Below are 18,335 nucleotides of genomic sequence, written 5' to 3'. Positions count from 1 at the left end.
GGAGGGATCACCGCAGTTCCTTCGTCATCGAAACCGATTCCACCCACCAGCCGGCCTGGCGGAGGTCGCGCACCAGCGCGTGCGGGTAGTCGCCGTCGGGCACGACCACGGTCGCCCTGAGATCGCGCACCCCCTCGCGCGCCAGTGTCGTCCCGATCCAGCCGGTCAGCAGCCGCGACCACCCGTGGCCACGCTGTTCGGCATCGGGCACCATCACGTCGATCAGTGAAGCCTCCGGCGCCGGGCGATGCCGGGCCTGCGTCAGCGACACCAAGGCGTGCGCCACGGGCCGGCCCCGGTGCTCCACGACATAGGACCGGAGGTTCTCGTGGTCGATGGTGTTCAACCACGACGTGACGAACTCCGTCACCCGCCGCCCCTCCACCGGCGCCGCCAGCGCCTGTACGATCGCCCGTCTCACGCAGGCCACGGCGAACCAGAGTTCGTCGTCGCGCAGGGCGCGCAGGACCGCGCCGGACCGCAGGCCCGCCGGCTCCTCACCGCCCGGCACCGCGAGCGTCTTGTGGGTGTGCAGGATCTGGTCGCGGAACCCGGCCGCGAGGAGCGCGGCGCCGAGCTGCCCAGCGCGCTCCGCCGACCCGATCTCGGCCTGCAGGCGGTCCGTCCCGGCGGGCGCCAGCCGTTCGGCCCGGCCGATGAGTTCCCCCCATTCCGGCGTGGTTGGCGGGCGGTCGGTCCCGGCCCCTTCGAGCAGTTGGAAGAACTGCCGCTCGTGGTGCCCCGTCAGCGGGTGGGTACCGTCCCGCCACAGGATCGCGTGGGTGATACCGGCGTCCCGCGCCGTGGCCACCAGGCCCTCCCCCGTCGCGTGCCGCTCCGTGAGTTCGGCGGCGACGGTACGGCGAAGGCGCGCGAACTCCTCGCCGACGCGATCCGCCTCCCGAAGTCGGCGCAGGCTTCGTTCGACGGCGAGTGCCCGCAGCGCCGCCAGGTCCTCGACGGACACCCGCCGCACCTGGAGCAGGGGCGGGACGGAGGTCATGACCCCGCCCCGTCGGCAGCCGCCGGCAAGCTGTACGCCACCTCGTCCGCGGCGGCGATCGGCGCGGTGCGCAGCGTCATGCCGCCGAGCGCGGGATGGGCGCTGCTGCCGGGCAGACCGGCCAGTCGGCGGTCCGGGTCCGGCAGGCCGTAGACGACGGCTCCGTGCCGCAGATGCCTGCGGACCGCGCTGCGCGACACCGCGTACTCGTACGACGGTCTCGCCGAGGCGGTGCGCGCCGAGCGGCGCGGCGGGGCGCTGCCTGCCGCGGTCTGTGCCAGCAACTCCCTGATGACGCCGTCCAGTAGCCGGGCGCGGCTGCTGGACCGTGCCACCACCTCCGCGAGCAGGTTCAGCCCCCGGCGCACCGGGAGCCCGCGCAACTGCCGGGCCGCGGTCGGGACGTCGGCGCCGGCGTCGATGAGATGCAGCAGGTCCAGCACATCGCGGGCGATCACGTGTTCGCGCTCGCACAGCTCGACGGCCAGGACGGTCAGCAACGAGGTCGCCGAGGGCACGGGCACGGTACGGCCGGACACCTCGGCCCGCTCCGCCCCGTCCCACACCGCGTCGTCGAGCCGTACGTGGCGAAAGACGTCGAGGCCCGGGCCGGGCATGGTCAGGTCGAGATAGACGGGATGCGGAAGCCCCTGCGCGGGCTTGCGCAGTGCGGCCGCGGCCCACCAGCCCGACGCCGATCGCCGCGCGACCACCGGGCGTCCGAGTGAGTAGCCGACGCGTTCCAGTGCGCGCAGCGCCCTGGGCAGGTCGCGGACACGCCGCAGGGCGAGGTCGATGTCACTGAACTGCCGGTCGCGGCCCGGAAAGTGCCGCTGAAGCGCGATACCCCGCAGAACCAGCGCGTCGACTCCGGCTCCGGACAAGGCATCAGCGGCTTCCACCGCAGCGCTTTCCAGGGCTTTCGCCGCGGCTCCGCAGTAGGCGATGTCGTCCGCCATGAGCGCCCGGTCCGTCAATGCGGCCAGCTGCGGGACGACCTTGTGCGCGCGGGCGGCGCGTAAAGCATCTGCCGTCACCTCGCCGAAAAGGATACTGTCGGCGATCGACGCGGTTCGTGTGGGATCGTTCACCGTCTTCACTGCAATGCCCCCCATGGTGCTCCCGGCGACCTCGGGCAGCAGAAGCCCGCGGTCCACCGGTCTCCGACCGGAGGCGCAGGGGACCGGCTACAGAGGTCCCCTGCGCCTCTGTTGGTCGCTATGACCCAGTGCCCTTCGGCCGCTTACGCGTCCTTCTTGGGCTGGTTCACGATGATCGGAATGATCAGGTAGTCCTTGCGAGCCACGGCACACCTCCCATCATGGTCGAACTGACTGCCGAATGCGGCATCTTGATGGATCGTAACCTGACTTCAGGTCAGAACGGTAGAACTTTTCGATCTCTGCGGATCATCGATCCACCGCTGGATCGCAGACGCAGCATCCCGTGTGGTCACGGCTTCCTCGAACGGGTCCGAGCAGTTCTGGATCACACAGGTCACGGCCCCGAAGCGGGTCAGGTCGGCGCCCGGATCGGCGAAGCGCGGATCGGCCGCACCCCGGACACAGAGCACCGGGATGTCCAGGGCCGCGAGTTCGGTCCGCGGCTCCAGGCGCTCCCTGGAGCGGAAGACCCGCGACGGCGCGAGTTGCTCCCCGGCTCGGACCGACGCCATGCCGGTCACCACGAACCGCACCGACTGGACCAGATCGGCCCCGATCAGCACCAGCGCCTCGGGCGCCCCGCGGTGGCCTTCCCGGCGCATCCGGGCAGCCGCCGACACGGCGGGCACGCCCCCGATGCCCACGGCGATCAGCACCTTGCGCGCGTTCGCAGCCGTTCGGCCGGCCACCCAGTCCGCGACCGCGCACACCTCCTCGGCCATCGCCTCCCAGGGAACGAGAGGCCATCGACCGCAGGCGCCGGCCAGGCCGGACCCCTCCGCGTCGAACCTGCACACGTCCATTCCGGAGACCGCCAGCCGCCGGGCGAACTCCGATGCGGTGCCGTACTTCCCGTGCCGGTCCCAGGTGAAGTCGGGCACCATCGTCGCGGCCCAACGGGATTCCCGCGCGGGGCTGTCGTGGACCAGTGACAGCGTCCTTCCGACGTCGAGGAGGTGGTGGCCGCGCTCAGCGGACGTCGTGTCAGATGATCTCATCTCAGTATCATCCATCTGTCGGGCGATCTTGATCGAGAGGGGCGAAATGCTGTTGCGGCGACTTGTGTTGATGAGGCACGGTGAGAGCGAGGGCAACCGCGCGAGCGCGGGCGACCCCATGCCCGACGAGTTCTGGTTGCGCCGTGCGGAGACCCACGCACTCACCTCCCGTGGCGCGGACCAGGCAGTGGCAGGCGGTCGGCTGTTGCGGGAGGCCGGGCTGGACCGGCACGACCTCTACCTCGTCTCGCCGATGCGGCGCGCGATGCACACCGCCGCTCTGCTGGGCCTGGCCGAGCCCGGGTGGCAGATCGCCGGCTGGCTCGCCGAACGGGCTTGGGGGCCGCGGCTGCGGACCCTCGACGCCGGGCAGCGGGAGACGTTCCTGGCCGCTGCCAGGCGGGAGTCCTCGGAGGATCCCTGGTTCTGGGTCCCCGAGGGCGGCGAGAGCCTGGCGGCGGCCGCGAGCCGGGCCTACTCCGGTCTGGCCGCGCGGATCCGGGACCGCCGAGGTGCGTCGGTGCTGGTGGTGGCGCACGGCGAGCTGATCCGGGGGCTGCGGTGCCTGCTCCAGCCCGGCCTCGATCCCGACTCGAGCGACAACACCCTGGGCAACGGTCAGTTCGTCTGCCTCGAGTGGGACACGGCCGACCCCGACCAGGTCAGGGTCCTGGACCCGGGCGGACAGTGGACCACCTGGGCCCCGGTCGGGTACGACAGCGAAGAGCTGCTGCGGCTGGCGAGCGGCCTGCAGCCGCGGGAAGGACGACCGGCATGACGGATGTCTCGAAGCGCCTGTTCGCGGTCCGGCACGGCCAGACCGAATGGAACCTGCTCGGCCGCATCCAGGGCACTCTCGACGCACCGTTGACGGCGCGGGGTGAGCGGCAGGCCGAGGACCTCGGCGACCTGATCCGGCGGCACGGGATCAGCCGCATGCGGGTCTCGCCGGCGCCACGCGCGTTGCGGACCGCCGAGATCGCCGCTGCCCGCTCCGGCCGGAACCCGTCGATCACGGTCGACGAGGGGCTTCGCGAGATGGACCTCGGCCCCTGGCAGGGTCTGACCTTCGCGGACGTGGCCGCACGCTTCCCCCAGGAGAGCAAGGCGTTCTGGGAGGCACCGCAGGACTTCGAAGCCGAAGGAGTGGAGAGCTTCGCGGCCTTCTTCACCCGGGCCCGGCAGGCCGCGTCGCAGGCCGTGGCGGCCTTCCCGGACGACGCCGACCCGGAGCCGCTGCTCCTGGTGACCCATTCCCTGACGGTGAAGGCAGCCGCGCTGTCGGTCACGGGTCACTCTCCGGCCGCGATGTGGAACACCGAGGAGATACCGAGCGGCACGTTCACGGAGCTCGTCTCCACCGGCGGCCGTTGGACGGTCGCACAGTGGGCCTCGCCGATCAACCCGGCCGGGGCGCCGGAATGACGGTGCGGCAGGTCCTGTTCCCCGCACCGGGCCGGGAGCCACTGCTGGTCACCGCACCCGACACGATCAGGCACGTGGTGGTCCTCCAGCCGGCACCGACCGAGCCACGCGCCGGCCGCTACGGTGTCTTCGCCCAGTGGTCGCGGTACTGGGCGCAACTCGGCGTGGCGACCATCGTGTCCGACCCTCCGGGTTCCGGCGACAGCCTCGTCGTGGCGGATCCCGCGGTGTGGTCCGCTCAGCGTGCGGGGGCGCTGCGCCACGCGCGGCTGATCGCACCGGGTCGACCGGTCCATGAACTGGCCCGGGGCGCCGCCTGTGCCCTGTTCGCCACGACCGGCGGAGAAGACACCGGCGGAGAGGACGAGGCCGAGGGGTCCGGCACGGTCCGCATCGCCATGTCACCGCCGACCCCGCAGGAGTGCCGCCGGGTGGCCGAGGTCCTGCGCGCCAGGCAGTCCCCGGACTCGCCCGACCAGGCGGCCGAGCCGGGCGATGCCGCCTACACGCTGGGCGCGGCGAGCCTCGGCCCGGGCCCGGGGCGCGACATCGCCGGCGTGCTCGACTGGGCCGCGAACCGGCTGGAGAGCGTGCGATGGGACCTGGAACTCCGGGTGACGCCTCGTCGACCCCGAGCGGGTTCGAGCGTGGTGTTCGGCGACGCGGACCCACTGGGCGCCCTGGAGGTCACCCGCGCGGGAATCGGCTGGGTCCTCGGAGCCGCCTTCGACGAGCTCGCCAACACTGCGAACTGGAGTTGAGACATGACTGGCATTTCCCTCTGCCTCATCGTGAGGAACGAGAGCCGACATCTCGCCGACTGCGTGGCCAGCGCCCGCGCCGAAGTGGATCGCGTGCTGATCGTGGACACCGGCTCGTCCGACGGCACCCAGGAGATCGCACGGGAACTCTCGGACGAGTTCCACGCGATCCCGTTCGAGGGCGACTTCTCCCGGGCCCGGAACTTCGTGCTCGATCGCGTCACGACCCCGTGGGTGCTCTTCCTCGACGCCGATGAGCGGCTCACCGAGAACGCGCGGCTGTCGGAGCACTGCGACGACCGCGAGGGATCCACGACCGGTGGCATGACGCTGCTGCGGTACAACTTCTTCGCCGACGGCGGCTTCTTCCCGACCAGGGAACTCAAGCTCTTCCGCGGCGGACCGGACATCCGGTACGAACGGATCGTCAACGAGAGCGTGGCGCCGTCCCTGCAGCGGGCCGGGCACGCGGTCGACGACCTCCCGGTCATCCTCAACCACTTCGGGCACTGCCGCCCACTGGCGGAGCGGACGGCGAAGGCCGAGCGCTACCTCGACCTGTTCACCAAGGCCCAGGCCGAGGACCCGGACGACGCGTTCTATCCGGCCTTCGTCGCCCTCATCAGCCGCACGCTCGGCGACTTCGCCTCCGCCGCCGAGCACATCACGCGCGCGCTCGACGCGGCGCCGGACAACCCGGTCATCCGTCTCTTCCACGGACACGTACTGCGTGCGAGCGGCTCGGCGGCCGAGGCGCTCGACGCCTACCGGGCCGGGCTGCGCATCGACCCGCGCGATCCCGCGCTACTGACCATGGCCGGCATCCAGTCGTTCGCACTCGGCGACCACGAGGAGGCGGTCGGCTACCTCCGCCGGGCCCAGCAGGCCGAGCCCGCCCTGCAGCACATCGACATCAACCTCGGGCTGATCGCCGAGGCGCAAGGGCGCTGGGCCGACGCGGTGGCGGCCTACGAGCGCGCGGCGGCCTCGAACCCGGCCTTCACCCTGCGCGGCCCGTCGAGCCTCGTCGACCGGGACTACTACTCGCTGACGCACTACGAGACGCCGTTCGGCTACCGGGGGCTGGGCTACCACCTGGCGTACGCCCGGATGATGCGGGACCGCGCATGAGGCACGCCGGGTCCCCGCACGCGGCCCCGGGTCGCGGCTCGCTGGTCACGGTCTCCGGCATCGACGGCGGCGGCAAGTCGACCCTGATCGGCGGCCTGGCCGGGCTGCTGGAGCGCGGTGGCAGGCTCGTCGAGGTCGTGACGCCACTGAAGCGGGACCCCGCGATGCTGCGTGCGCTGGCGAGCCTGCCGGCGCCGCCCGGCACCGACGGGCACTGGCCCGCCCGGCGCGAAGCCCTGGTCGCCCACCACATCGGCACCGTGCTGCTGGCGAACGCCGTCGACCTGGTCGAACCGAGGCTGGCGGCGGGCGTGGACGTGCTGTGCGACCGGTGGGTGTGGGACCACCTGGTCAGCCAGGAGTGGTTCGGCGTGGACCTGACCGGCGATCTGGACCTCTTCCGCGCCCTGCCCCGGCCGGACCTGGCCGTTCTGCTCGACCTGCCGGCCGAGGTCGCGCAGCAGCGCATCGACCGGCGCGGTGACGCGGGAGTGGGGACCGGCGAGCCGTTCCTGCGCTTCTCCCGGCAGCGCTTCCTGGACCACGCGGACCAGGACGGCCTCGTGGTGGTCGACGGCACCGCTCCGGTTGACGCCCTGCTGCGCGAGGTCCAGCGGCTCGCCGGACCGGTCCTGATCACAGGGGCGCCGAGGTGACGGCGGGTCACGAGCGCGGCGACCCCCTCAGCCGCCGCTCGGTCGTCCGGCTGGCGGTCAGCGGGCGGATGGCCGCAGGTAAGGACACCATCGCTCTCGAGGCCGCGACCCGCTGCTCCAGCGGACCGCTGGTCGTGCTCCGCTTCGGCTCCGGCATCGTCGACGAGGTCGACCGGACCGCCGCGGAGATCTCACGTGCCCAGCAGGCGGGTTCCGGTCCCCGGTCCGCGGTCCGTTCGGCGGCGCGCCTCCTCGAACTGGCCGAGGAGCAGGTCGAGCCGCTCGTCCGGCGGCTGTGGGCGGAGATCGCCGAGCACGGCGCCGGCATCATCAGGAACCGCACCGCGGCGGGGCGCGGTGCCATGCAGTACTGGGGCGTGGCTCGCCGCGCCGACGATCCGCTGGTCTGGGTCCGGTCGACGCTCGCCGCGGCCCGGGCCGCCCACGCGTCGGGGAGCAGTGTGGTGGTGCCGGACGTCCGTTCCGGGGCGGAGGCCGACGCGCTGCGCGCGGAGGGGTTCCTCCTGGTCCGGGTGAACGCGAGCGACGACACCCGGCTGCGCAGGCTGCGGCAGCGCGACGCGCTGACGCCTCCTCCGCAGGCCCTGGAACACGTGTCGGAGACCGAACTCGACGACTACCCGCACTTCGCCCTCCAGGTCGACAACGACCTGGAGAGCGAGGTCAGCCGGAGCCGGGCCGTCGAGCAGGTCGTTCGAGCGCTTCTGGAACGCATTCCCGCAGAAAACCGAGGCTGAGCTCGACCAGTCGCGCCCGCGCCGCGGGCGTCTCGAAGAGGTGCCCGCACCGCGGGATCCCCCGCGCGCTGATCCCGAGCTCCAGCAGAGCGGGGACTTCGGGCGCCACGAACGGGTCGTCCATGCCGTGGACCAACCGCACCGGCGCGCCGATCGAGGCCAGCGCGGCGCGTGGCCGCAGCGCGGCGCGCTCGGCGAGGTAGGCGGTGCTCAGGTGGAATTCGCCGTCCCGGAAGAGCGTCGGCGCCCCGGCGAAGTGTTCCGCTTCGAGCAGGTCGCTCGACAGCAGCAGCACTCCCGCGAGCGGGTCGACGCTCGCCGCGGCCCCGACCGCGGGCAGGCCGCCGAGGCTGATGCCCGCGAGGACGGTCGGCAGGGGCCGGCCCCGCGTTCCGGCGACGGCCCCCCGGCTCCACGCCGTCGCGCCCAGGACGTCCTCGACGCCCTGGGCGAGGGTGGCCTCCTCGAACGTCCCCGAGGAGTCGCCCGAACCGCGCAGGTCCAGCCGGGCCACCGCCCAGCCCGCGCGGGCGAGCGCGGCGGACCAGTCCGCGAGCAGGCGCACGGGGCCGGTCCGATCGCCGGTCAGACCGTGCGCGCACACGACCAGGCCCCGCGCGGGCCGCGCCGAGGGCTCGTCCAGGACGATCATCAGCCTGCCGCCGAAAGGCCGGGTCCCGACCGCCTCGGCCCCGACCGCCTCGATCCCGACCGTCTGGGTCACGACCGTCTGGGTCACGACCGCCTGGGTCACGACCGTCTGGGTCACGATCGCCTGGGTGCGGCGGATGCCCGAGGCGACGACCGTCACCGCGCCGTCCGAAGCCGTCATCGGCCCGGCCCGTCCTGCTGGGGCAGGGCCACGAGCGCCTCGCGCACCCGTGCCGCGTTCTCCCCCGTCGGCGCGTCGGCGGCGAGGTGCAGCATCCCCGGCCGACCCCGCAGGCGCGCGTACCGTCGGACGGCGTGCTCAAGGTAGTCCTGACGGGCCCCGGGACCGTCGTGGCCCTGCTCGGCCAGCCGCCGGGACAAGGTGTCGACCGAGGAGTGCAGGACCACCGTCAGATCGGGGACCGGCAACCGCGACAGCGCCGCCGACCAGCGGCTCAGGTCGACGCCGAAGTAGTCCTGCGAGACCCGCAGGTCCGCCACCCACTTGTCGGCGACGACGGTGCCGCCGGCCTCCATCGCGGGGAGGACGAACCGCTCGGCGCACTCCACCAGGCACAGGCAGAGGTAGCCGGCCATCCACTCCTCACGGGCCGCCCAGCGCCCGGGGCCGGGCGCGGGCAGCGCACCGAAGCGCAGGGCGAGCTTCTTGCCGGACTCCAGTGGCGCGACGACGACCGGCGTCGTCCCGGACGCCCGGCCGTCCTGGCCCAGCACGTCGCACAACGTGGTCTTGCCGGCCCCGTCGGGCCCGGTAACGGCGATGAACATCAGGATTCTCCCTGGGAGAGCCGGCGGGTCAGGAGGGCTGCGAGGGCGATTCGGGCGGCCTGCAACCTGAGCAAGGGGTCGGCTTCGGTGACCACGATCCGCTCCGGCACCCGGAACGGTTGGGTGGCGGCGCCGGCCTCCACGTCCCAGGCCGGCCGCGCCAGGCCCGCCGCGCAGGCGCGCAGCGCCGCCGTCGGCAGGCTCAGGCCACCGATCAGGTTGGGCTCGACCCCCGCTGCGGCCCAGCACGCGGCGAGCGCACCGGACGGTACGCCCCGCACCGTCACCTCGCCGCTGTCGTCAACGTGTCCACCCAGGTCGAGCAGGTCGAGCAGGTCGAGCAGTGTCCGCGGCAGCGGCGGGGAGAGGGCCACCCTCAGCCCGGCCACCCTCGGCCAGGCCACCGATCGGCTCGCCGCCGGGAGCAGCGCCGCGCCGGCCCCCCGCGCCACGACGTGGACGCGGCGCAACCCCGCCCGCGTGGCCAACAGGTCGAGCGCGTCGGCGACCTGCGCCTCCCAGACCTCGAACTCGGGCTCCCGCAGGCTCTCGCCGCAGCCCGCCAGATCGAATCTCGCCGCGAGCATCCCTTCGGCGGCCATGGCCCTCGCCAGCCCCGCGAAGAGGTAATTGCCGCCGGTGCGGTTCTCCCCCGGCGCGTGCACGAACAACACTCCGGTCTCCGCTCCCGGTGGCGCGTCCACCAGTAACGGCTCGTACGCGGTGGACCACAGGCCGGTTCCGGCGGCCCCTTCCACAGGATTCAGCATAAGACACATGAATAGTCGTTAATTTCTGTGTAGGGTCAGCTTGTTGGACGATCTTAACGGGGTGCGGTGCGTCTATGCCTCCTGATGCGACAGGACCGGCTGCGACGACCGCTGATGCGGGCTGCTGACACGGGGGCGAACCGATCGTGCGGATCGGGCCCTCCTGTACCGCGACGAGGAGGCTTCGCACATGGTTCGAGGACGGAAATCCGTCTCCCTTGTCGGGCTGGGCCCGCACGCGCGGCGAATCTACTACCCGATGCTCGCCAGAGCGGCTGCGGCGGGCGAGGTCGACATACCGCTGCTCATCGAACTCGAAGACCAACGGCAGACCGTCGAATCGTACTTGGCGACACATTCCGTGCAGCCCACCCGGATCGTCTACGTCCCCACGGCGGAACGCGACAGCGAGTCATTGCCGCAGACGGCTTTACAGGCGCTGGAGGAAGCGCGGCGGGACGGACTGTGGGGGATGATCGTCGCGACCGAACCGCGAGCCCACCGCGTCTACAGTCTGTGGGCGCTCGAAAACGCCGTACATGTCCTGCTCGACAAACCGGTCACCGCTCGCTCGCTGGTCGATGACCCCGCATCCGGCTCCCTTGGCCTGGTCGACGACTTCTACGACCTCCTCGACGCCTCCGAGCGGACCGGGGCCCGGTGCCTGGTGCAGACCCAGCGCCGCGCGCATCTCGGATACGAGCTGATCCACAGCTACCTCAGGGAGTTCCTGGGCGCGTACGGCGTGCCGGTCACCTACCTCGACCTGTACCACGCGGACGGCATGTGGAACATGCCGGACGAGTTCTTCAGCCGCGAGAACCACTCGTACAAGTACGGCTACGGCAAGCTCATGCACTCCGGCTACCACTTCTTCGACCTGATGACCTGGCTGCTCGGCGTCAACGACTCGCTGCGGGCCACCGCGCCCGATCGTTTCGAGTTCAGCACCCGTTCCCACACCCCGGCCGACTTCCTGCGGCAGGTGGGGCCCGACCAGTACCGCAGGTTCTTCGGCGAGCAGGGCGCGTCGCTGACGCGCTTCGACCCGGACGCACTGCGGCAGTTGAGCCGGTTCGGCGAGACCGACCTGCACCTGCTGGGCCAGTTCCGGCGTGGCGAGGCGGCCATGACCACGGTGTCCATGAACCTGCTCCAGACCTCCTTCTCCCGCCGCGCCTGGATGGAGCTGCCCGCGGACACCTACAAGTCGAACGGCCGGGTCAGGCACGAGCGGATGACGATCCAGGTGGGTCACCTGCTCAACATCCAGGTGCACTCCTACCAGTCCTACGAGTCGGGCAAGCACGCCGACTCGGACGCGGGCCTCGGCCACTACGACCACTTCGACGTGTACTTCTTCCGCAACTCCGCCGTCGTCGGCGGCAAGCCCTTCGACAGGCTCGAAGTCGGCGAAGCGCTGGCCCGCGGCAGTGCCCCGGACAGCGGGTACCTGGGCCACAACGAGGCCGCCCGCAGCGAGTTGTTCAACGACTTCCTGAACGCCGACTCCGGCCGGGCCGGCCTCGCCAGCCACGAGCTGCCCGTCAAGCTCGCCGCGAGCACCTACTGGAACATGCTGGTGGCAGGCCCCGGACGGTCCACATCGATCGACCTCAACGCGAAGCGGACGGGCTGGCTGACGGTCGACGGCGCGGACGTCGACACCTCCGGCGGTTCGCGGTGACCGCGCCCTGGCGCCCGCGGACCGCGCTGGTGACCGGCGCGGCGGGCGGCTACGGGTCGGCGCTGGTGCGGCGGCTACGGCTCTCGGGCTGCGAGGTCCTCGCCCTGGCACGCCGCGCGGAGTCCGTGCGGGCGCGGCCCGGCCGCGACGGTGCGCCCTTGGCCGCCCTGCACGTGGTCGAGGCCGATGTCACGTCCGAGAACTGCGGGCACCGGGTGGCCGAGGCGCTCGGCTCGACGGGCTGGTCCTCCTTGGACCTGCTCGTCAATGCCGCCGGCGTCGTGCGGATCGGGCCCGAACTGGCCACGGTCCAGGCCTCGGACGTCCTGGCCAGCCTGGACGTGCACTGCGTCGGGGCGCTGCGGGTGGTGCGCGCCGCCGTTCCCTGGCTGGAGCGCGGTGAACGACCCGTTGTCGCGAACATCTCCTCGCGCCACGGATCACTGGACATCGTGGCCGGCGGCGGCATCCCGAACGTCCCGGTGTCCTACTCCTACCGGATAGCCAAGGCCGCCCAGAACATGCTGACGGCCTGCCTGCACCAGGAGTTCGCGCCGAGGATGCGCGTGCTGGCCGTGCACCCCGGCCTGATGAGCACCTCCATCGCGCCCGGGGACGCCGACCGGACCGCCGCCCAGGCCGCCGACGAACTGCTGACCATGCTGGCCGGCGCTCCCGACGCCTCCGGCGTCTTCCTCACGCCGCCCGGCACCGTGCTGCCGTGGTGACGGCGCCGGGGACGCTCAGCCGGAGGCTGCCGCACCGCGCCGGAACTCCAGGTCCGCGTCCGCGAGTTGACGTGTGACCAGTTGGCCGAACCTGCGGGCCTCCACGTCCTTCGGATAGCCGGAGACGATCAGGTCGTCGACCCCGAGCCGCCGATACTCCATCAGCTGCCCGGTGACCTGAGCCGCGTCCCCGACGACCGACACGGAGGCGCCGAACCTCGCGGAGCCCGTCCCCGTCCACAGGTGTCGGCCGATCCGGTCACTGCCCTCGGCGAGCCTGCTCTGCCGGCCGCGACCCGGTGCGCTGCCGCCGGCGGTCTCCTCGATCCGGGTTCGCGCCACCTGCGGATCGATCCGGGCCGCGGTGAACTCAGCTGCGCGCCATGCCTCTTCCTCGGTCTCCCGCACGATGACATGCAGGCGCAGCGCGATCCGCACCTGGCGGCCGTCCAGCGAGGTCAGCTCCCTCACCCGGGCGATGGTCTCCGCGGTGCGCTCCGGAGTGTCGGCCCACAGCACGTGGGTGTCGGCGAACATGCCACTCACCCGCAGCGCGTCGTCGGACATCCCGGACAGGAAGATCTCCGGCCGACGCTCGACCGGCGGGTAGATGCGCAGTCCGGCCACGTCGTAGACCTTGCCCGAGAACGAGTAGTTCTGCCCCAGGCCCGAACCCTCCCACGCCTGGGTGGCGACGGTGAGCCACTCCCGCGCCCGGAGCAGCCGCTGCTCGGCGGACTCCACCATGCCCAGGATGGCGTCCTCCGCGTCGTAGCCGCCCAGGACCACGTTCACCGAGAGCCGGCCGCCGGTCAGCTCGGCCATCGAGGCGCTCACCTTGGCGAACTGGGCCGGATGCAGCTGGTTCGGCCGGATCGCCACGAGCATCCCGATGCGCGCGGTGCGGGCCAGCACCATGGTCGCGGCGACCCAGTTGTCGACGTAGTTGCCGTACGCCGTGGGCACGAGCATGCCGTGGAACCCGGCCGCCTCGGCTTCCCGCGCGGTGCGCACCATGTGGTGCACGGTCGGCAGGTCGCCCTCGGGGGGCCACGTGCCGACCTGGGCCACGTCGGGCCCCGGCACCAGGAAGTTGAAGAGACGGAGCGGGGCCGGCGGGAACGGGTCAGTCATCGTGCTCATCTCCGGGTACGGGCCGGGACCTGTCCAGGTCGTCGGTGAAGCGGGGGTCGTCGCGGAAACGTGCCTGCGCCTCGCGGCTCAGCGCCAGGGCCCGCGTCGCCGGCCGTGACGGGGGTGACGCGAGTGACGCCCGCGGGGCGGCGGCGGGGCCGACGGCGAGCCACATGACACCCCGCCCGCGGTCCACCGCCACCTGCCGGTCGGGGCGTCGCCGCCACGAGGGCGCGGTCCTGGCCTCGTCCAGCGTCCGCACGACGTCGGCGACCCGGCTGCCCACGCGGGCCGCGTCGGCCGCGTCGAAGGTGCCCAGTGCGGGCGATGAGCGCAGGACTTCCACCATGTGCCGGGCGAGCGCGAGCTGGCCCGGCCCCGGGTCGGCGCCGAGGATCGCGCGCACGAAACCGTGACTGCTCAGGCCGGCCACCAGCTGCGCGAGCACCGCGTTCCGGACCTGGTCCGGTGTCTTCTCCCACGGGTGGTCGAAGTCGTACGCGCCCGGATCGACGCAGTGGGAGGCCTCGTGGGCGATGACGGCCGCCGGATGGTCGCCGTCGAGGGTGACCGACAGATCGATACGGATGTGCGCCAGCCGACGCGAGAACATGCCGCCCGATTCGCCCTGCGGGCTGAGTACCGGCCCCTCGGACAGCTCGAAGCCGATCGCCGCCACCACGTCCCGCGCGGCCCGTTCGGGCGAGGGGCCCGACGCCGCCTCGACGGGCCGGCTGACCGAGGGGTCGTACATCCCGCCGGACCCCACCGGGTCCGCACCGGCGAGCAGGCGTTCGATCAGGAACCGGCTCTCCGCGGCGAAGTCAGGGCTCTGGATGGAGTGGTTCACGGCCGACGGGTCCCGATCACGGCCGACAGGTCTGCCGCGAGCCGCACTTCGGTGGCGAGCAGCGCCGGGTGGTTCAGCCAGGAGAGCCGGGCGGTGTCCGGCTGCCCGCCGTACAGCGGAGGCCACTGGCTGAGCGGGGTGAAGTCGTCGATGACGATGGAGCCCGCGGGCGTCAGCAGCCGCTCCGGATCCGCGGCGGCGGTCTGCTTCCCGTTGCCTCCACCGTCGACCACGAGCAGGTCGAAGGGGCCGTGCTCGTACACCCGGGTCCAGTCGCCGTGGACGATCTCGACGTCGGGCACATCGGCGAACAACTCGGCTGCCCACCGGGCACGCTGGGGATCGCGCTCCACGCTGACCACCCGTACACCCGGGCGTCGTCCGGCGATCATCCACGCCAGGCCCACCCCGCACCCGGTACCCGTCTCCCCGATGCTCTCGCGGGCGCCCGCGGCCAGGGCGAACAACAACCGACCCTGCTCCGGCCGACAGGACTTGGTGAAGCCGACCCGCCGCGCGAGATCCACGGCCTTCGTCACCAACTCGGGCAGTTGGGCCTGACCGGCGTAATCGGCCGTCCCCTGAGTGGACACAGCGTCACCGTCCCACAGGGCGACGGCCGGAATTCGTGCCCGAAGTCCGCAGCACGGGTATGGCTCGCTGGAGCAATGTCCCTCTCCTGTCCTGACCGCATCTCATGAACCTGAACGTCCTGTTTTTCCAGGGCAGTTGGACTCACGGTCCAGGTCCGCGACCTTCAGTCTAGCCACAAGATCGCTTGACCGGATCGAATCGTCCGAAATTCGTTCCTGGACGACCGGACCTCTGTCGCGGCGTCAGAAACCACCCGCACCAGCCCTCGATGACGCGCTCGTCCGCAACGCCCTTGGCAGCGAGAAGCTGACTCACCTCACTCTGCGTGAACACGTCCGGCGGGAGGTCGGCGACCAGCTCGAGCCAGTCACCCAGCACCGCGGATCCAGCCACGCCTGCCCCGCGAGGAGCACCAGCACGTTTGCCGGCAGGTCGCCGTACCTCTCGCCGACCAACGCACCGCCACTGCGGCCTTGTTCGGGTCTGGCGCACTGGCGGACGCCCCCTACCCGACCTGGCACGGCAACGGCAACGGCGGCTACGCCCCCAGGCCGCTCGGACGAGGGCGACAAGGCACGGGCACCATGACACAATCTCCCGCCATGTCCACTATCGAACGTACTGTGGGGCTGGTCATCATGAGCCTCGTGAGCCTGCTGGTCTCCGGATACGGCGCCGGGCTCCTGCTGAACGTGCGCGGCCTGCGCGACAGGCACAACGCCAGACAGCAGAGCCTTACCGAGCGAGGGCAGCTGCACACCGGGGACCTGGGCTACCAACCCCGCGGTATCGTCTCGCTCCTGCAGCAGCACACGGCGCTCTACGGGAGCCTGGCGCTGGGAGCCGGGCTGGTCCTCCTGCTCTCTGCCGTGGCGACGCTGATCAACCCCCCGTCCTGAGCCCTACGCCGTTGCCGGCGGATCGGAACAGGTACACGGTTCGCACAGCCGGCACATCTCCCCGCCGAGCGGAGTGGCCCCCTCCCCGATCGGGCAGCTTCACCGCCCCCAGGCTCTCCAGGGGCCGCCAAGGCCCACGCCCGTGACGCTCACGCCTGACCTTGGCGGCCCTGTTCCCCTCCGCGGCAGGGGCCAGTTCTGCTTCGGGCCACCGATCGACGGCGCCTGACCAGTGAGAACACCGTGATCGTTCAGGGGGAATTCAGGAGTGGATCTTGCGTAGCAGGACTGCAGACAGCCCGAGCCGAACTGTAGAGCGGTCGGGAAAAAGGATCGGCCCAACTCAGAAAACTGCTCCTGAGCTGGGCCGATGCGGGATTCTCGCTGGTCAACTGGTGGGCGCGGACGGTTTCGAACCGCCGACATCTGCTTTGTAAGAGCAGCGCTCTACCACTGAGCTACGCGCCCCCGCCGCATGCCCGCCTGCGGGAGGGGGTCATGTGGTGAAGAGTAAGAGTACCTGGTCCTGGGCGCGGCGCCGCGCAGGGTGTGGGGGTGCGGCGGTGTGGGCCGGGGTGATCGGGGACAATGGGGGGTCGGGTCGGCGGAGCAGGGAGCGCGCAGTGAGGGCGGGTAGCACGCGGGGGTACGCGGGGCTGGTGCTGATGCCGGTGGTCGTGGCCGGGGTGCTGGCGACGGCGGTGGCCGGATCGTTCGCCGGTGGCGGCGGTCGGGGCGGCGGCGGGCGGTCGCGGTGGCGGCGCGGGGACGACGCGCAGCGGGCGGCGGCGGTGGCCGCGCGGGACGCGGCGCAGGAGGCCTTCTACGAGCTGGACTCCGCGCAGCGGGAGCTGGAGCTGGCCGTCGAGACGGTGCGGGCCGCCGAGGAGGGGGCCGCGGTGCGTCAGGCGCTGGCCGACCACCAGGATCTGCGAGCCCGGATCAACCAGGTGACCGTCGCCTATCTGGACGCGCTGGACTCGGTCGACCTGGAGGCCGCCGAGCTGCCCCCCGGGGCGATCGCGCAGGCCAGGCAGCGGCTGGAGCAGGCCCAGCGTGAGCTGGCGGCCAAGCAGACCGAGCTGGCGAACTTCCTGGGCCGGCTGCAGCCGCTGCTGCAGCGCGCGGAGGAGCAGCTGATCCGGGTGACCCCGGCCGTCGAGCAGGCCAAGCGGGCCCTGTTGGCGGCCAGCGGCGCGCTGGACGCGGTGCGGGGGGCGGGTCTGCGGGCGGACGATCTGGCGGCGCGGCTGGCCGAGTTGGGGCCGGAGCTGACCAGGCTGAACGAAGGCGTCAGCAAGCACGGCGTGGCGCAGACGCTGCAGCGGGCCGACGACGTGGTGCGCCGGGCGGACGGGATCAGGGCCGACGCCGAGCAGTTGCCGGAGCGGGCCCGCGAGATCGACCGCAGGGTGGCCAGCCTGCGCACCCGGGTCCAGGCGCTGGAGACCAGGGCGGGGACGGTCGAGCCGGCCCTCAGTGAACTGCGTCGGCGCTTCTCGGCGGCCTGCTGGCAGGACCTGCAGCGGGTTCCGCAGCAGGTCGTCGAGGCGGGCCGGGCCGCGGAGGCCAAGCTGGCCGAGGCGGGCCGGGCCCGGGACGAGCAGCGCTGGGCGGACGCCACGGCCGCGATCGGCACGGTCCGGGCGATGCTGGAGACGGCCGACGGCTCGGTGGCGGCCGTGGCCGACCGGCTGCGGCGGCTGACCGAGGTGGAGCGTGATCCGCAGGCCGAGGTCCAGCGCGCCCGGTTCGCGCTGCGTGACGCCCAGCGGCTGGCGATGGCCGGACGCCAGGCACCGGACCCGCGCCACGCCGGACCGCTGGACGCGGCGGTGGCACGGCTGGACCGGGCGGTGGCGGCGCTGACCGAGGCCGGGCGGCACCCTGACTTCTGGCACTTCCTGACCGAGCTGGACGGCGTGCGCCACACGGCCACCGAAGTGGTGGAACTGATCCGGACGGACCACGGGCGGCACTGAGCCCCGGGCCGGCACGCACCGACGGCCTCGGCGCGGCCGCGGATCACGGGATGACCAGGCCCGCGGCGGGTACGCTGCGGGCATGCCACGCTACGACTTCCGCTGCCGCTCCTGCGGTGCGACCTTCGAACTGCGCCGCGCCATGGCCCAGGCCAACGACCCGGCCATGTGCCCGCAGGGGCACACCGACACGACCAAGCTGCTCTCCACGGTCGCCGTCACCGGCGCCGGCGCCGGCGGTTCCGCCCCGCAGCCGCCCGCCGGCGGTGGCGGTGGCGGCTGCTGCGGTGGCGGCTGCTGCGGCTAGCCGTATCGACCCGCAGGGTTGTTGACGCGGCCGGCCCGGGTCCCGGTCG

The 18,335-nt window shown here is 72.3% G+C and carries 20 protein-coding genes and 1 tRNA gene; 11 read left to right on the top strand and 10 right to left on the bottom strand.

All coding sequences use genetic code 11. The annotated features are described in order from the left end of the window. Positions 1-7: 7 nt before the first annotated feature. The 3 genes from OG455_RS28195 to OG455_RS28185 form a co-directional block, all read right to left on the bottom strand. Positions 8-967 (bottom strand): hypothetical protein, encoded by a 960-nt coding sequence (locus OG455_RS28195; RefSeq protein WP_266298420.1) that lies wholly within the window; start codon positions 965-967, stop codon positions 8-10. A 32-nt stretch (positions 968-999) separates the two neighbouring features. After that, positions 1,000-2,103: a nucleotidyltransferase family protein gene (locus OG455_RS28190; RefSeq protein WP_266298419.1), complete on the bottom strand. Its 1,104-nt coding sequence runs from the start codon at positions 2,101-2,103 to the stop codon at positions 1,000-1,002. 272 nt (positions 2,104-2,375) lie between these two features. Further along, positions 2,376-3,284 carry an alpha/beta hydrolase gene (locus OG455_RS28185; protein WP_266298418.1) on the bottom strand — a complete coding sequence of 303 codons (909 nt, stop codon included), beginning with the start codon at positions 3,282-3,284 and terminating at the stop codon, positions 2,376-2,378. Here OG455_RS28185 and OG455_RS28180 point away from each other — a divergent pair. The 6 genes from OG455_RS28180 to OG455_RS28155 are packed head-to-tail and all read left to right on the top strand — an operon-like array spanning position 3,283 to position 7,895. Next, the gene (locus tag OG455_RS28180; RefSeq protein ID WP_266298416.1) at positions 3,283-3,942 is read left to right on the top strand and encodes a phosphoglycerate mutase family protein; all 660 of its coding nucleotides are present in this window, start codon (positions 3,283-3,285) and stop codon (positions 3,940-3,942) included. The genes OG455_RS28185 and OG455_RS28180 overlap by 2 nt on opposite strands. Beyond that, positions 3,939-4,589, top strand: a complete 651-nt coding sequence (locus OG455_RS28175; protein ID WP_266298414.1) for a histidine phosphatase family protein — start codon at positions 3,939-3,941, stop codon at positions 4,587-4,589. The genes OG455_RS28180 and OG455_RS28175 overlap by 4 nt, the downstream gene beginning before the upstream one ends. Next, positions 4,586-5,350, top strand: a complete 765-nt coding sequence (locus OG455_RS28170; protein WP_266298412.1) for a hypothetical protein — start codon at positions 4,586-4,588, stop codon at positions 5,348-5,350. Before OG455_RS28175 ends, OG455_RS28170 begins: the two co-directional genes overlap by 4 nt. Positions 5,351-5,353: 3 nt before the next feature. Next, positions 5,354-6,481 (top strand): TPR domain-containing glycosyltransferase, encoded by a 1,128-nt coding sequence (locus OG455_RS28165; RefSeq protein ID WP_266298410.1) that lies wholly within the window; start codon positions 5,354-5,356, stop codon positions 6,479-6,481. Beyond that, positions 6,478-7,137, top strand: coding sequence for a hypothetical protein (locus tag OG455_RS28160; RefSeq protein ID WP_266298408.1), 660 nt, complete (start codon positions 6,478-6,480; stop codon positions 7,135-7,137). Before OG455_RS28165 ends, OG455_RS28160 begins: the two co-directional genes overlap by 4 nt. Then, positions 7,134-7,895 carry a hypothetical protein gene (locus tag OG455_RS28155; RefSeq protein WP_266298406.1) on the top strand — a complete coding sequence of 254 codons (762 nt, stop codon included), beginning with the start codon at positions 7,134-7,136 and terminating at the stop codon, positions 7,893-7,895. The genes OG455_RS28160 and OG455_RS28155 overlap by 4 nt, the downstream gene beginning before the upstream one ends. On the opposite strand, the gene OG455_RS28150 is transcribed toward OG455_RS28155, so the two are convergent. Genes OG455_RS28150 through OG455_RS28140 form a run of 3 tightly spaced genes read right to left on the bottom strand, consistent with a single transcriptional unit; the run spans position 7,822 to position 10,093 of the window. After that, entirely contained in the window at positions 7,822-8,727 is a 906-nt protein-coding gene (locus OG455_RS28150; protein ID WP_266298404.1) for an alpha/beta hydrolase, read from the bottom strand. The genes OG455_RS28155 and OG455_RS28150 overlap by 74 nt on opposite strands. Continuing rightward, positions 8,724-9,335 carry a hypothetical protein gene (locus OG455_RS28145; RefSeq protein WP_266298402.1) on the bottom strand — a complete coding sequence of 204 codons (612 nt, stop codon included), beginning with the start codon at positions 9,333-9,335 and terminating at the stop codon, positions 8,724-8,726. Before OG455_RS28145 ends, OG455_RS28150 begins: the two co-directional genes overlap by 4 nt. Continuing rightward, positions 9,335-10,093, bottom strand: coding sequence for a hypothetical protein (locus OG455_RS28140; RefSeq protein ID WP_266298400.1), 759 nt, complete (start codon positions 10,091-10,093; stop codon positions 9,335-9,337). The genes OG455_RS28145 and OG455_RS28140 overlap by 1 nt, the downstream gene beginning before the upstream one ends. Before the next feature lie 202 nt (positions 10,094-10,295). On the opposite strand from OG455_RS28140, the gene OG455_RS28135 reads away from it, so the two are divergent. Continuing rightward, positions 10,296-11,792 (top strand): hypothetical protein, encoded by a 1,497-nt coding sequence (locus OG455_RS28135; protein WP_266298398.1) that lies wholly within the window; start codon positions 10,296-10,298, stop codon positions 11,790-11,792. Continuing rightward, positions 11,789-12,520, top strand: a complete 732-nt coding sequence (locus OG455_RS28130) for an SDR family NAD(P)-dependent oxidoreductase (RefSeq protein ID WP_266298396.1) — start codon at positions 11,789-11,791, stop codon at positions 12,518-12,520. The genes OG455_RS28135 and OG455_RS28130 overlap by 4 nt, the downstream gene beginning before the upstream one ends. A gap of 15 nt (positions 12,521-12,535) precedes the next feature. Here OG455_RS28130 and OG455_RS28125 read toward each other — a convergent pair whose 3' ends face one another. From OG455_RS28125 to OG455_RS28115, 3 genes are read right to left on the bottom strand one after another with little or no spacing between them, the layout of a single operon-like run. Beyond that, positions 12,536-13,654 (bottom strand): LLM class flavin-dependent oxidoreductase, encoded by a 1,119-nt coding sequence (locus OG455_RS28125; protein WP_266298394.1) that lies wholly within the window; start codon positions 13,652-13,654, stop codon positions 12,536-12,538. Continuing rightward, positions 13,647-14,504, bottom strand: coding sequence for a hypothetical protein (locus OG455_RS28120; protein WP_266298392.1), 858 nt, complete (start codon positions 14,502-14,504; stop codon positions 13,647-13,649). Before OG455_RS28120 ends, OG455_RS28125 begins: the two co-directional genes overlap by 8 nt. Beyond that, entirely contained in the window at positions 14,501-15,097 is a 597-nt protein-coding gene (locus OG455_RS28115) for an O-methyltransferase (RefSeq protein ID WP_266298390.1), read from the bottom strand. Before OG455_RS28115 ends, OG455_RS28120 begins: the two co-directional genes overlap by 4 nt. 603 nt (positions 15,098-15,700) lie before the next feature. Here OG455_RS28115 and OG455_RS28110 point away from each other — a divergent pair. Then, positions 15,701-15,997 (top strand): hypothetical protein, encoded by a 297-nt coding sequence (locus OG455_RS28110; RefSeq protein WP_266298388.1) that lies wholly within the window; start codon positions 15,701-15,703, stop codon positions 15,995-15,997. Between the two features lie 393 nt (positions 15,998-16,390). On the opposite strand, the gene OG455_RS28105 is transcribed toward OG455_RS28110, so the two are convergent. Then, a tRNA-Val gene (locus OG455_RS28105) sits at positions 16,391-16,465 on the bottom strand. A gap of 155 nt (positions 16,466-16,620) precedes the next feature. On the opposite strand from OG455_RS28105, the gene OG455_RS28100 reads away from it, so the two are divergent. Together OG455_RS28100 and OG455_RS28095 are read left to right on the top strand one after the other, a co-directional pair. After that, on the top strand, positions 16,621-17,979 hold the full coding sequence (locus tag OG455_RS28100) for a hypothetical protein (protein ID WP_323185587.1): 1,359 nt from the start codon (positions 16,621-16,623) through the stop codon (positions 17,977-17,979). 82 nt (positions 17,980-18,061) lie between these two features. Further along, the gene (locus tag OG455_RS28095) at positions 18,062-18,286 is read left to right on the top strand and encodes a zinc ribbon domain-containing protein (RefSeq protein WP_266298386.1); all 225 of its coding nucleotides are present in this window, start codon (positions 18,062-18,064) and stop codon (positions 18,284-18,286) included. Positions 18,287-18,335 lie beyond the last annotated feature (49 nt).

Source organism: Kitasatospora sp. NBC_01287, assembly GCF_026340565.1.
GTDB lineage: Bacteria > Actinomycetota > Actinomycetes > Streptomycetales > Streptomycetaceae > Kitasatospora.
This window is presented reverse-complemented; position numbering and strand designations above follow the sequence as displayed.